Annotated in this window: 12 protein-coding genes; 2 read left to right on the plus strand and 10 right to left on the minus strand. The window is 46.9% G+C overall.

Going from position 1 to position 13,230, the window contains the following annotated elements; translation table 11 throughout:
- From ACFVQB_RS29750 to ACFVQB_RS29790, 9 genes are all read right to left on the minus strand, one after another.
- Entirely contained in the window at positions 1 to 1,482 is a 1,482-nt protein-coding gene (locus ACFVQB_RS29750; protein WP_379447944.1) for an alpha/beta hydrolase, read from the minus strand.
- A 212-nt stretch (positions 1,483 to 1,694) separates the two neighbouring features.
- Positions 1,695 to 3,224: a glycoside hydrolase family 32 protein gene (locus ACFVQB_RS29755; protein ID WP_379447946.1), complete on the minus strand. Its 1,530-nt coding sequence runs from the start codon at positions 3,222 to 3,224 to the stop codon at positions 1,695 to 1,697.
- A 45-nt stretch (positions 3,225 to 3,269) separates the two neighbouring features.
- Entirely contained in the window at positions 3,270 to 4,097 is an 828-nt protein-coding gene (locus ACFVQB_RS29760) for a carbohydrate ABC transporter permease (RefSeq protein WP_379447948.1), read from the minus strand.
- Positions 4,097 to 4,981 (minus strand): carbohydrate ABC transporter permease, encoded by an 885-nt coding sequence (locus tag ACFVQB_RS29765; RefSeq protein WP_379447951.1) that lies wholly within the window; start codon positions 4,979 to 4,981, stop codon positions 4,097 to 4,099. Before ACFVQB_RS29765 ends, ACFVQB_RS29760 begins: the two co-directional genes overlap by 1 nt.
- A gap of 202 nt (positions 4,982 to 5,183) precedes the next feature.
- Positions 5,184 to 6,506, minus strand: coding sequence for an ABC transporter substrate-binding protein (locus ACFVQB_RS29770; protein ID WP_379447962.1), 1,323 nt, complete (start codon positions 6,504 to 6,506; stop codon positions 5,184 to 5,186).
- A 158-nt stretch (positions 6,507 to 6,664) separates the two neighbouring features.
- Positions 6,665 to 7,645 (minus strand): LacI family DNA-binding transcriptional regulator, encoded by a 981-nt coding sequence (locus tag ACFVQB_RS29775; RefSeq protein WP_379447964.1) that lies wholly within the window; start codon positions 7,643 to 7,645, stop codon positions 6,665 to 6,667.
- An 88-nt stretch (positions 7,646 to 7,733) separates the two neighbouring features.
- The gene (locus ACFVQB_RS29780; protein WP_379447966.1) at positions 7,734 to 8,177 is read right to left on the minus strand and encodes a FixH family protein; all 444 of its coding nucleotides are present in this window, start codon (positions 8,175 to 8,177) and stop codon (positions 7,734 to 7,736) included.
- A gap of 17 nt (positions 8,178 to 8,194) precedes the next feature.
- The gene (locus tag ACFVQB_RS29785) at positions 8,195 to 8,647 is read right to left on the minus strand and encodes a disulfide oxidoreductase (protein ID WP_379447969.1); all 453 of its coding nucleotides are present in this window, start codon (positions 8,645 to 8,647) and stop codon (positions 8,195 to 8,197) included.
- 302 nt (positions 8,648 to 8,949) lie between these two features.
- A complete protein-coding gene (locus ACFVQB_RS29790) occupies positions 8,950 to 10,578 on the minus strand; it encodes a copper amine oxidase N-terminal domain-containing protein (RefSeq protein ID WP_379448160.1) in 1,629 nt (542 codons plus the stop codon).
- A 335-nt stretch (positions 10,579 to 10,913) separates the two neighbouring features.
- Here ACFVQB_RS29790 and ACFVQB_RS29795 point away from each other — a divergent pair, with 335 nt between their 5' ends.
- Positions 10,914 to 11,120 (plus strand): hypothetical protein, encoded by a 207-nt coding sequence (locus ACFVQB_RS29795; protein ID WP_113055449.1) that lies wholly within the window; start codon positions 10,914 to 10,916, stop codon positions 11,118 to 11,120.
- Positions 11,121 to 11,258: 138 nt separating this feature from the next.
- On the opposite strand, the gene ACFVQB_RS29800 is transcribed toward ACFVQB_RS29795, so the two are convergent.
- Positions 11,259 to 11,924 carry a DinB family protein gene (locus ACFVQB_RS29800; protein ID WP_379447972.1) on the minus strand — a complete coding sequence of 222 codons (666 nt, stop codon included), beginning with the start codon at positions 11,922 to 11,924 and terminating at the stop codon, positions 11,259 to 11,261.
- Positions 11,925 to 12,119: 195 nt separating this feature from the next.
- On the opposite strand from ACFVQB_RS29800, the gene ACFVQB_RS29805 reads away from it, so the two are divergent.
- Positions 12,120 to 13,223, plus strand: coding sequence for a stalk domain-containing protein (locus tag ACFVQB_RS29805; protein ID WP_379447974.1), 1,104 nt, complete (start codon positions 12,120 to 12,122; stop codon positions 13,221 to 13,223).
- The last annotated feature ends 7 nt before the right edge of the window (positions 13,224 to 13,230 follow it).

Consider the following 13,230-nt stretch of genomic DNA (forward strand, 5'->3'; position numbering starts at 1 on the left):
TTATTCCGCCAGATTGCTCCGCAGCTTGGTATACTTGGTATCATAGGTTGCCTCGGGGAAACGGGCTGACGGCCCTTCCAGCAAAGGCTGCTTCTCTTCTCCCTTCAAGTAACGATCAAAAAATGCCAATGTATACGATCTTGTAATGTCCACATTATGCTCTGGTATTATGCCCTTGGCAAACATTTTCGGTGAAATTAACGGAATATCCGTGAAACTCTGATGGAAGAAATGATCCACGGTCAAGTAATACGTGTCATTGAGACTGCTTGTCATCACCCGATCCAAATCGGGTTCAAACTCGGGATAAAACACTTTATCCTTGGCACTGACGTTCGGGTCCAAACTTTTGGCTGTTTCACCCGACATGATATACATAAACGGCTGTTTCAAGGCTGTCGTGGATACGGTCCCCCAGAATCCGCCTTCCAAACTGAGTCCTGCTTTGAAACGGCTATCCTGCGCCAGCGCTTCCGCTGTTGTAGCACCACCGTAGGAGTGACCAAAGATACCCACATGATCCAGATCAAGTTTGCCTTCGAGCAGTTGATTCGGATCATGTTTATTCCACTGGGTGAGCGTATCCAGTACAAAGCTTGCGTCAGCTGCACGAATACCAACACCTTCTATATTATGTTGATATAATTCCTCTGACGTTGGATAGTCAGGATCCGGCTCATAAGAAGCAACATGTCCATCCGGGAATGTCACTTGAGCAGAAGTATACGGATGGTCGATCCCAACAACAATGTAGCCGTGGCTTACTAGTTCCTCAATCGCAGTCATACTTTGAAAGCGTGCTGAGCGTACGCCAGGTGAGAACAGCAACACTGGATACTTGCTCTGTGCGGCAGACACCTCAGCGCCTTTAACCACATGCGTGGGAATCGTATCAAGGTAACTGAACACCACTGGTGGAATGCCAAATACGAGACTGATCGCCTCTCCCAACTCGGCAGGATAATGCTCTAGCGGCAATCCTTTGGCTGTTTCCTGATCTACAGGATACCAGACATTAATCATAAGTTCTCGCTTGTCGCCCGCTTCAGCTGTCTTGGTCTCTTCGCGGGATTCATCCGTTAGCTGCTGCGAATAGGTGCCTATGGCGAATGAACCTGTCGGTTCAGGCATCGTGAATGCAGGGAAAAGCGACGTCAACACAATTGAACCTGCACTGAGAGCTAGCACCAGAATGGATGCCAAGATGGTTTTAAACCACGAACGACGTTTCGGTTTTTGTATGTTCTGCATACGGCGTCCGGACTTCCACAGTTGAATCGCCAATACAATCAGTAAAACAAGGGCTACGATATAGGTGGGCAGCAGCTGCACACGAAAATGATCGATTACCCCATGCAATAGGACAACCAGTGCCAGTGCCGACAACGTACCCACTTTCATTGCCCGACGTTTGGGTGCCATCAACATGACTACTGCGCTAATAACACTCACAATGACCATAATCCATTCCAAAATTCTCATCGTTCTTACCTCCAACATGTTGTAATACATCAAGGATAAACCTTGAAGTATACTTCAAGGTCAAGGTATATTTGCACCTGGATTTTACATATCGAAAAATTTTCGTTTACAGCAAAATGAACTGTTTTCGAGCGAATACACCTTCGCATGAAAACAGTTCAGTATATTAGAGTACAAAATCAACGCATGCTTTTTTAAAAAGATGAATCAACCTATACCTTCAGATCCCACTTCCGAACTTCAAGCAAGGTACACTCCCCCGAGGAACATGCTGAAATCCCGGTGGATTCCGGTCCTGGATATATGCGTGCTGTCATGACCTTCTCCCCGCCCTGGATAAATACCTCAACCGACGAAACGTCCACAAAAATTCGCAGCTCCAGTCTGCCGTCCTGCAGTTCCACCTCTGCTGCACGCTCCCCTCCGGGGCCGGCTCCCGCACGATCCCGGTTAAGAAGAAGTCTGCGCTGCTCCACTTCATAGATGAGAATCGTCTCCTCCTCCTCACCTGTACGCAGCTTCAATCCGAATTGCTCTGCCGAGCCTGCCTCAAAGACAGCATACAACTCGTATCGTTCTCCTTGCATCCCCAAATCCAGTGAGCCGTTCAGGTGGATGTCATGTTGTTCGATCTTATCCGAACGATATTGCTCCAGCTCCGGGATTGGAAGGAAGAACAATCGCTCCCCCTTCAGAACAATCTGGCGCGGCAACGTCATCGCCCCTGCCCATTCGTGACCATGCTGGGTTGGAATATCAGTCTCCCACGTCTCCATCCAGGCCACCATGATACGACGTCCCTGCTCATCATCTGTTGTCTGTGGTGCATAGAAATCGAATCCGTAATCCAGCGGATGATATTGATCATATTCCAGCACGCCTCGCTTCTCATCCAGTGTGCCTATCATGTAGACGGTGGAATGCAAGTTGCGATAATTATCCTTCTGGGACGGCATGCGTTGGGGAGACATGATCAGAATATCCCGACCGCCGAGAGAAAATAAATCGGGACATTCCCAATTGTCTCCAAGCGTTCCATCGCTTTGGGCCAAGACGTTGACATAGCTCCACTCCTCCAGATTCGTCGAACGGTACAGAAGGATTAAACCATGACCTGCCGTATCATTGGAGCCCAATACACAATAATATATCCCGTTCCGTTCAAATACCTTGGGATCACGGAAGTCCTTCGGACTCGTGTGTTCCGGAATCTGATCCAGACGGATGACCGGATTCAGCGTGCTTTTGACAAACTCAATCCCATTGTCCGATACAGCAATATTCTGCGTCTGCCGGTAATCGTTGTCCTTGTCTGGTCCCGTTACGACATGCCCGGTGTACATGAGCAACAGCTTGCTTCCCTGAACAATTGCACTGCCTGAGAAGCAGCCCCCACTGTCATAGCTCTGATCCGGGGCGAGCGCGACCGGAAGATAAGACCAAGTGATCAGGTCATAGCTAATCGCATGCCCCCAGTGCATTGGCCCCCATACCGGAGCGTAAGGATAATGCTGATAGAACATGTGGTACATCCCGTTGTAGTATACAAAACCATTAGGATCGTTCATCCAGCCCACTTCAGGCATTAAATGATACGCCATGCGATATGTTGGATTAACCTGTTGCTGGTTTTCCCTGATGTATGCATCAGCCCGAGCAAGTGTATAGATTTCCTGTGTCTGATGCGATGTATCCAGCGATTGGCTATCGGAATCCTGTTTTACGTTTGGTTCCTGTCTCATATGTCCATCACTCCTGTCTCTCTAACGCAATTTGCCTCAAGCTGATTATTTAATGGACCCTTGCATCACACCCTGTATAATATATTTTTGCGCGAACAGATACACCACCAGCACAGGCAGCAGGGTCAGCACCAGACCAGCCATCAAGGGGCCATAATCGACCGTGTAGGTACCATAGAAATAAAAAGTGGATAACGGCAGCGTACGCTGCTCGGATGAAGTCAGTACCAGGGAGGGCAGCAAGAAGTCATTCCAGATCCACAGGACATTCAGCACACTAATGGTTACGCTTGTGGGCAGCAGCACCGGCAATACGATGCGAAAAAAGGTCTGCACTCGGCCACAGCCATCCATCAGAGCCGCTTCTTCCAGTTCCAGCGGAATGCTCTTGATAAAGCCATGATAGATGAATACGGCTAGTGGACTGCCAAAGCCGATGTACATATAGATCAGCGACCATTTGTTGTCCAGCATCCCGAGAGAGCCGTATATTTTCACCAATGGAATCATAATGGCCTGAAAAGGAATAATCATCGCTGCAACCATCAGAAAGAAGAGATATTGGTTGAGCTTGCTTTTATGCCGTACAAAATAATGGGCCGTCATCGCCGCGAGCAGCGCAATAAGCAATACCCCCGCCACTGTAATCAGCAACGAATTCCCGAAGGCGGAGATATATCCCATTTTATTAAAGGCGCCAACGTAATTATTCCATTGAAAGGACGATGGCAGGCCCAGCGGGTCGGAGGTTATGGCCTGATTGGCCTTGAACGAATTCGTGATCAGCAGCAGAAACGGAAAAATGAACAAAATCAGCGCTAGCATTAAAGAGAGCAGCTTCGCCAAACCAAACACGCGGGATTGTCCAGCCATTATGCCTCCACCTCCAGTTTTTTACTGAAATAGACCTGGAGCAATGTAATGGTGGCAACAAGGATAAACAGGACAAATGCCTCCGCTTGGCCCAGCCCGTAATCACGTGCGAGAAAAGCCTGTTCATACACATGCATGGACACCATTTCCGTGCTCTTGAACGGTCCGCCGCCAGTCAGGGAGACGTTAAGGTCATAGACCATAAATCCCCGTTGGAGTGACAGAAAAATGCACACGATAAATGAAGGCACCATCAAAGGCAGAACGATTCGTGCCAGCATCTTGCGGTTGCTTGCCCCGTCTATGCTGGCGGCTTCCATCACATCCTTGGGTACATTCATCAGCCCGGCAATATAGATGACCATCATATATCCGGCATATTGCCATACGGTGACGACGACAAGTGCCCAGAAGGCCTTATCCGGGTCCGATAGCCAAGAGGCTGCGAACAACGGCATATTCATTTTTTGTCCAGCGAATACCAGTACCTGATTGAAAATAAACTGCCATATGAAGCCGAGTACAATTCCACCAACCAGGTTGGGCAAAAAGAAACCCGCCCGGAACAGGCCCTGAGCCTTTATTCTGCGTGTTACCGCATAAGCAAGCAGAAATGCAACCGCATTGGTCAATACCACGGTAATGAATACATATTCAAGCGTCATTCCGAACGATGTCCAGAACACGGTATCTTTGAACACGCCGATATAGTTGTCCCAGCCCACAAGACTTTGCTCCACAGCAATGCCATCCCAGTTCGTAAATGTCAAATAGATGCCGTACAAAAACGGAATAATCATGACGGTAGCAAACGCAAACAGCGTCGGGCCTGTGAAAACAAGACGGGTGCGCAGGCGGTCCCACAATCCTTTTTCGGTCAGCATTGTCATCCTCCACTCTATCCAAGTGTATTAAATGTCGGTTTGGCCGGAAACGACAAAGGCGGGACAGATGATTGTCCGCCCTTCTGTCGTACCCGGCATACCGTTCACTCTCTATCTCTAACACCGACGCCCGGAGGTAGCAGGTACAGGATTGTTCCGCCCCATTGCGGGGGAGCTGCTCCGGTTATCATTTGTGCCGTATTTATTTTACGTTGGTCCAATAACCCTGAATTTCCTTCGCAAGGCCGTTGCGGTCGATAACGCCAGCTAAATATTTTTGCATGGAAGCACCCAGTTTGGACCAATGGTCGGCCGGAAGCGTGCTCATGGATTCCTCGATTTTGCCTGCCTTGATGTATTCAGCGATTGATTTGCCCAGTGGATTATCCGGTTGAAGGGTAATGTTGCTGAATGCGGGAATGATGCTGGCCTGGTTCACCAGAAAATCCTGCCCTTTGTCCTGATAGACAATCCAGTCCAGGAATTTCTTTGCAGCTTCCTGCTGTGCTGGTGTACTTTTTTCCTTGTCAATCAGAATGCGTTTGGATACGGCGGCGGAAATTTGCGTATTGCCAAAATCATCCGGATTATTGCTCACAGGGACAGGCAGGAATCCGTATTGTCCATCCGCTGTATCAAAGCTCTGAATTTGCGGCCATGCCCAGTTGCCTTGGAACCAGATGCCCACTTCGCCTTTGCCAAGCACTTCGGGTCCACGTTCATACGTGCCGGATAACGGGGAAGCTTTATCAATATTATAAGTTTTCATCAGATCAAACGTATCCATCAGGCCACTGAAGACGGTGTTGGAAGCAAGATCCACCTTGCCTGCCTTGAGATCGCTAACAAATTGATCCACTTTGGCGAGATCCGGAGACTGCCCACCATACGCAAGCCCGAGATAATGAGCACCGAGCGACCAATCCATCGGAGAGATGATCAAAGGAGATTTCCCGTTAGCTGCAATCTTCTTGAACAGATCCTCAAGCTGCGCAGTCGTGTGTACCGTTTGGGGATCAAAAGTGCCGCCTAACGCTTGATCCAGCACCTTCTGGTTGTAGATAAAACCGTAACCTTCAATCGAGAAAGGAAATGCATAGTTTTTGCCGTCAAATGTAGTAGCCGCTGTACTGTTCTCCACGGCGTCCTTCATCCACTTCTCCGAAGTCAGATCCAGAACACGATCCTTGAATTTCTCCACGTCCCCTGTATCCAGCATCATCATCGTTGTCGGGTTGCCTGATGCATACAGGGCTGAAGCTTTCTCAAACGGGGATTGCCCGTTGCCTACAGGCACAATTTCCAGCGTAATATTGGGATTCTCGGACTGAAAATCTTTGGCTGCCTGTTCCAGCTGACTGTTGATCTCTGCTTTGGAATTCAGAAGTGTAATTTTAACCTCACCATCGGATGAGGCGGTCGAATCTGTCCCCGTTCCTGTCTTTGCACCGCCACAAGCCGTTAGCATAACAACCACAATGAAGGACAATATTGATAACCTCATCCATTTTTGCTCTCTTTTCATCTGACCTGGCCCCCGTTCGTTAATAATTGAGGAAACGCTTACAAAACAGATTATAATGTCAAAGGTTTGACATGTCAATCGTTTGACACAAAAAATGAATAGGTTTTTCTCCCTCTAATGATGGAGGGAAATAAACGTATTCAAAAAAACGACCTTGTTCAGGTCGTCTCTCTCTCCACCAGTGTAACTGGCAAAATATGCTCCATTCCAATTTCCTGTTCAGCGATCTGGCTTCGAATCAACTCGACAGCTAACTCTGCCATGGACTCAATAGGCTGCCTTATGGTCGTTATACCTGGCACCGCATAACCTGCTGCCCGGATATCGTCATACCCAACAATTGCAATATCTTCGGGAACTTTGCGCCCATCGAGCACGATCTGTTTCAAGGCATGAATCGCCATCAGATCGCTGGTGACGAACAGGCCATCCACTTCCGGATGTTGAGCAAGCAGCTTTTCGACCAATTCGGTATATTGATGCTGGCTGAACACATTCAGGTCGGTCTCATGGACCATGACCGGCTTAATTCCATGCGCCTCCAGTGTATCCAGAAAGCCTGATGTTCTGCGGTTGGACAGCATTTGCAGTTCCAGATTGCCACAGATATGTGCCACGTGTCGTCTGCCTTTGGCAAGCAGTAATTCAGCCGCCATCACGCCGCCCTGATAATTATCAGATGAAATAAACGGGATGTCGCCACCAATCCTGCGGTCAAATGTAACAATGGGAGAACGCAGATTCATATACTCATCCACTTCCAGCGTGTGACTCCCCATAATAATCCCATCGACCCGGTTGCCCTTGAGCATTTCCACGTACTCTCGCTCTTTGGAAGGGTCCATGTGTGAGTTGCACAGCATAATTTTGAACCCGTTCCGATATGCATGATACTCGATATAATTGGCCAGTTCACCAAAAAACGGATGTGACACATCAGGAATAATCAAACCGATAACGTTCGACTGCTTGCGCAGCAGAGAACGGGCAATTTCATTGGGGCGGTAGTTCAGTTCGTTCATGGTCTGGTATACTTTGTCCCGCGTCTTCTGACTGATGTACCCCCGGTTATTCAATACACGAGAGACGGTAGTTACGGAAACCCCTGCTTTGAGTGCAACATCATGAATTGTTGCCATAACAACCTCTTTTCCTACAACATTCTTCATATCTTTATTATTATAAACGTATCTCATGCCCTGAACCAATTGCCGAACCCTTCTGTTTCTACTCCACCTGAATCTTCCCTCTGGGCATACTGTGCATGGCTTCATGTGTCACATGAGCCTGTACCACGTACGTACCTGCCTGCTCAAACGTATACTGTACCTCGTAAAGACCCTTCTCCGCCTCGCTTGCCTTCAGAGCCCCCTGCTCCTCCAGCTTGTCCGCAGACATCATTCCCTGTTCAGGAGAGACAGCGGGGGCATCTTCGAGTTCATTCCAGATCTGAAATTGAACTTGATCCGCATTGATTACCGGTACACCACCCTGAGTGAGCTTCACCTGCAATGACACGGGCTTATGGAGGGAAGCCTTGTCCGGGATCACAAGCTGTACCTTGATCATCTCCGGCATCTCACCGGACTGGGATTGCTCCGTATAGGAGCACCCCACCGCCAAGAGAATCAGAATGATGAAGGGCATGAACCAACGGACTTGTCCGCTCATCAATCATCTGTCCTTTCTTATGAAGAAGATTTTGGTGTTTTGCCAATTCCCCACAGCATAACAATAATGATGATAAATGCGATCAGTGCAAGTAACGGAATCGTGATAAAACCAAACCAGTTCAAGTAATCGGTATAACATGGAATTTGGCCGCATGCCACTGAACTACCCGTAGCCGAGTAAATACGCTGAATCGTTACATGGTATAGCGAGATCCCGCCTCCGATGAAACTAAGTGGAAGAACATATTTGGTGATGCCCACGTCATCCTTGAAGTAGGCAATGCCCAGTAAAATCGTTAACGGATACATGAAGATCCGTTGGAACCAGCACAGATCACAGGGGATATATCCCTTAATCTCACTAAAATAAAGGCTGCCTCCAGTCGCAATGACTGATACGGCCCAGGCAATAAACAGACGGGTATCAATATTTTTTGCCCGTCGCTCAGGCTTTGAAGCTGTGTCCATCCGCTTGAACCCCCTCTTCTTGTTTGATCATACCGAATAATAATACAACATACATGACTCCAACGGGCTAGTGATTACGATTATGTACAGTCCACCACCGCACTGTGATAAATAACATGTTGCGGCGAGGTTGCTGACTGCCTTGATTATACCAAATATTTGAATATTTTGATGTGGCCTTTTTGCGTCCATGTTATACAGATTGAATTGCAGATTAACCAAGAAAGATGAAGGTAAAGATGCTGAAACGAAAAAAGCTGCCGTATGGGGCAGCTTTTTTCGTTCTTCTTTTATAATAGTGATTACATGGATTTAGTCAATGTGATGGAGCCGTCTTTTTGAGTCCATTTTACATCCCAGCCAAGAAGCTCAGCGATGAAACGCAGTGGCACTTGCGTACGTCCATCTTTGTTAACAAAGACAGTTGCACCCACATTTTTCTTCTTGCCGTTAACTTCCATAACGTTGTTGTTCACCCAGAATTTCAGCGTATCATTACCAGCCATTACGGTTACTTGCTGTGCTTTTTTATCCCATTTCACGGTTGCACCAATACCTTCGCTCAGGAAGCGCAGTGGAATGTAGGTTGTGTTTTTCCAAAGCATTGGTGTTGTGTCCATGTTGGTTGTTTTGTCATTGATTTTCAGCATTTTGCTGTTCAGTTGCATCCATACGATTGTTGTATCTGCTTCAGGCATGGTTGGTGTAGTGGGTTGCTCTTGGAATTTATCATTGAATTGAGTCACGATTACATTACCCAGGGCTTGACCTACACCAAACATGACTTTGAATCCTTCACGGTTCGTTGTGTACGAACCTACGTAGTTAGCCGCAGCGTATTGATCCAATACTTGTTGTACTTGCTTCTCATGTGTAGTCAATGCTTGTTGTCCGGCAGCTTTTAGCAGGTTGCCAGCTGTTGCGGAGTCCAGGAATGTCGCGAACTCCGTCGTGAATCCGTCAATACGTTTCTCGACAGCTGCACGAGCTGTTGCATCATTGTTTTTAACAGCTGTTACATAGTCGCTTTGTGCATTCACATGGTTGGTTACCCAAATTTTCTCGAACGCATTGGCACCATCGTTACCGTAAATGGAAGCGATCGCTGCTTTGAAATCCGCTGTGTTTCCAGCTTCAGCTGTAACCAGTGCATTCGATGCTGCTGTGCGGCCATCATATTGTTCTTGCATTTGCAGAGCCGACAGAGCGAAGTGCTCGGAAGCCAAGTGGTTCAGTGCAGATCTTAGATCAGCTGCTGGTGTGTCCGCTTTGCTGTTCCCGAATTTCTCAGGCATTTGTGTTGTGATTGCTGTGGAAAGTGCTTTACTCACATCGAACATTTCTTTGAAACCTTCACGGTAAGCTTTGTATGCATCTGAATAGTCACCTGCGACATATTCATCAAATACTTTTTGCACGAGATCTTCATGTACTTTCAAAGCATTTTTGGCTGCTGCCTTTGGCAATTTGCCTTCCGTTGCTGTGCTCAGGAATGTAGAGAATTCTTCTACAAAACCGTTGATATTGTCCTGTGCCTGTTTGATTCCAGCCTGGTTACCCATTTTAGTTGCTTTCACAAGATCGTCTGTATATTTGTTATGAGCGCGGAAGATTCGTTCGAATTCTTTGGCTCCTGCATCACCGTAAAGGGAAGCGATTGCCGGCTGCATATCCAATGCATTTTGGTCGAGTGCCTTGTAAGCTGCATCTGCATCTTTTGCTCCGTCATATGCTTTCGCCATTGCGGTTACTGCGAGTGCAAAGTGTTCGGATAACAAGTGATCCAGGCTTGCTCTCAGGTCAGCAGCAGGTGTATTCACACTTGCCTTCATCGTAGTCATTGGTGTCTGTGGTGCTGATGCAGCCCCGGCGATTCCTGGCATCAATAACGTCAAGCTCAGCATGGGTGCGATAAATTTCTTCATTTTCATTTTCATTACGTGTTCACTCCTCAGTTTGATTTGTTTATCCTTTGTTTCCTCGTCGTCGTCTTCATAGGGTGTAACGCAGGGTTCTTCAATCTGGATCACCTCTCTGGGCAAAAAAAATCGCAGCCTCCGTCCAGGAAAGCCGCGAATGTGCGCCACAACAAGGTTTATCTCAATTTTAAAATTTTAAAAATATAGTAATCCGCGCTATTCAGCGCTGCATGTATACTGTAAGTGAAGGACTTTATTTTCCTTTATTTATCAATAAAAGCTTACATCCAAGGTGAACTTGAAGTACAATGAACAGAACGATTGATTTCAATGAAGGAGGTCATCGCATGACATTGCTGCCCTATATATTAATTGTTGGCATTGCCCTGTTCGGTGGAATTGCTACAATGATCATCGGGAATTCGAAAGCGAATCAGACCAGCAACCCCGAGTATGATCGCAGGACCAAGCAAAATCTGAGCAAACTTACCTATGTATACGTTGGTGCCATCGTTCTCGGCATAGGAGGTTTTGTCCTGTATTTAGTGAACTGAATGTATTCCTCACATGGTTTGAGGACCATTCTTCATCATTTTCGAACTGTTGCCTTGCCGTAAGGTATGGCAGCAGTCCAGAATATTGCCCATGTTTGTAGTGAGCTTCCACCGAATCAATGTCGATCATAATTACCCTCATTTGCTGATCCGCAAGGATTTATTCAAATGAACAAAATGATGCCGGGTTGCAGGCATTAAAAATAATCCCGCAACGGTCAGATTGCCCCAATACTCCAGAAGCCAGCTCGCCTCCTTGGTAACATCTCCTGCATCCCGAAGCCCACGTAAATGCTCAACCTCCACTTTTCTTCTGTATTCCTCAGGTGTCAGCATCTTCATGATCTCCGATGTTCGCAATCCTACCGCAAGACGATATGCGCGTAATGCCGAGATATCCACAGAAGTACTCAACGTACGCAACCGCTCTTCATCCATCCCGTTGCCGGTGTCATGAACGTTAATATTCATCCGTTGCAGCCAGTTGTGGTCTTCATAAATGACCTGCGTTCGATTGGCAACTAGTGTATTCATCGTCATATCTTCAATTCGGGTGGAGTGATAGATGTGCCAGGCAATGGAATTCGCTCCTGACTTAGGCAGGCGTCGAAAGGTTTCTTCCGGCAAGGGATTCAGAACCTCATCTTCAAACGACCACACCGGAGGTTCAACAATACCCGCTGAATGGACCGTGGCATGCTGAATGACCAATAATTCCAACGCTCTTTCATAATGAGAAGGCTTCAACAGAATCGACTTTAATTCCTTTTGCTGTTGGTTCCATCGCTGACGATCTTCGAGCATCTCGATCACACTCCATTCATTTATCTTTTACTGTTAACTAATTTCAGTATAATTCCCCATTACATATTTGGAATATGAACATGTTTACAAGTTGGAGATAATTCAGAATTATTCTGGATATGTTCAGCGGGTAATATAAAGCCATAAGGACAGCAAGCCATTATAAATAACAAAATTTAAAGGAGAGTTATACACATGAAGAAAAACTTAAAAAAATCCGCAGCAACGATGATGGTACTGGGCATGACATTAACAGGAGCAACGGGCGTATTCGCAGGTACTCAGCTGGAGAAAATCTCGGCATATTTCAACCATGGGATCAGCTTCAAAGTAGACGGTGCGGCATACTCACCAACGGATAGCAATGGCAATAAACTGGCTCCAATCACTTACAACAATTCAACTTACTTGCCTGTACGTGCCATTGCTGATGCGCTGCATGTACCTGTATCGTATGACGGTAAAAAAGGACAGGTCATCATCGGAGAAGCGACAAGCAATCCTTCCACATTGAGCAATGTAACCTATAGTGCAGCGCAAAAAGCAGCCATTCAAAATGCATTTGCCCAGTTCGATGGCTTCGAGACAACATACGCTCCTCAGCAGATGATTGCAGGTGATACGTTCAAGAGTGTAGGCGCTGGTGGCGATGGAGTAAGCTTTACTTTCAATCATATGAAAGTGGATGTGTCTCCAAGAGATTATTCGGACGGTTATAATGGCAAAGATGTAAAACTGTCCAATGGCGTCACAGCCAAATGGTACACACCGGATCAAACGGGTATGCTCACGTTCAAACTGGATGATCGTTATGTCACAATAAGCTCACCTGACCATAAGCTAACTCAGGCTCAGTTGCAGCAAGTAGCTGTATCTGTGCAAAAGGTACAAGGCAACGATCAGGGCGTTACGGGCTTCGCTGATGTGAAATATACCCAAGAACAGTCGGCTGCCATCCGCAAAGCATTTGCGAAATTCCAAGGATTCGAGACTGCTTACGCACCACAACAGATGATTGCCGGGGATTCATTCAAAAACGTAGCTGCTGGAGGCGATGGTGTAAACTTTGTCTTCAATCACATGAATGTCACTGTGTCACCTAAAGACTATTCCTTTAGCTACGACGGCAAAAATGTTAAACTGCCAAACGGCGTTACTGCCAAATGGTATACCCCGGATCAAACCGACATGCTGACATTCAAACTGGATGATCGCTATGTGACCCTCAGCTCAGCAAATAACGCATTGACTCACACACAGCTGGAGCAAATGGCTGTATCTGTGCAAAAAGTGAAATAACTTCGCA

The sequence above is a fragment of the Paenibacillus sp. NPDC057886 genome, from assembly GCF_042796655.1.
Classification (GTDB): domain Bacteria; phylum Bacillota; class Bacilli; order Paenibacillales; family Paenibacillaceae; genus Paenibacillus.

What these genes read in the sequence shown, in the direction of transcription:
- ACFVQB_RS29765 (WP_379447951.1), bottom strand. Translation starts at nt 4,981, where the DNA reads ATGCTGACCGAAAAAGGATTGTGGGACCGCCTGCGCACCCGTCTTGTT.
- ACFVQB_RS29775 (WP_379447964.1), bottom strand. Translation starts at nt 7,645, where the DNA reads ATGGCAACAATTCATGATGTTGCACTCAAAGCAGGGGTTTCCGTAACT.
- ACFVQB_RS29770 (WP_379447962.1), bottom strand. Translation starts at nt 6,506, where the DNA reads ATGAAAAGAGAGCAAAAATGGATGAGGTTATCAATATTGTCCTTCATT.
- ACFVQB_RS29790 (WP_379448160.1), bottom strand. Translation starts at nt 10,578, where the DNA reads ATGAAAATGAAGAAATTTATCGCACCCATGCTGAGCTTGACGTTATTG.
- ACFVQB_RS29785 (WP_379447969.1), bottom strand. Translation starts at nt 8,647, where the DNA reads ATGGACACAGCTTCAAAGCCTGAGCGACGGGCAAAAAATATTGATACC.
- ACFVQB_RS29795 (WP_113055449.1), top strand. Translation starts at nt 10,914, where the DNA reads ATGACATTGCTGCCCTATATATTAATTGTTGGCATTGCCCTGTTCGGT.
- ACFVQB_RS29800 (WP_379447972.1), bottom strand. Translation starts at nt 11,924, where the DNA reads ATGCTCGAAGATCGTCAGCGATGGAACCAACAGCAAAAGGAATTAAAG.
- ACFVQB_RS29780 (WP_379447966.1), bottom strand. Translation starts at nt 8,177, where the DNA reads ATGAGCGGACAAGTCCGTTGGTTCATGCCCTTCATCATTCTGATTCTC.
- ACFVQB_RS29805 (WP_379447974.1), top strand. Translation starts at nt 12,120, where the DNA reads ATGAAGAAAAACTTAAAAAAATCCGCAGCAACGATGATGGTACTGGGC.
- ACFVQB_RS29755 (WP_379447946.1), bottom strand. Translation starts at nt 3,224, where the DNA reads ATGAGACAGGAACCAAACGTAAAACAGGATTCCGATAGCCAATCGCTG.
- ACFVQB_RS29750 (WP_379447944.1), bottom strand. Translation starts at nt 1,482, where the DNA reads ATGAGAATTTTGGAATGGATTATGGTCATTGTGAGTGTTATTAGCGCA.
- ACFVQB_RS29760 (WP_379447948.1), bottom strand. Translation starts at nt 4,097, where the DNA reads ATGGCTGGACAATCCCGCGTGTTTGGTTTGGCGAAGCTGCTCTCTTTA.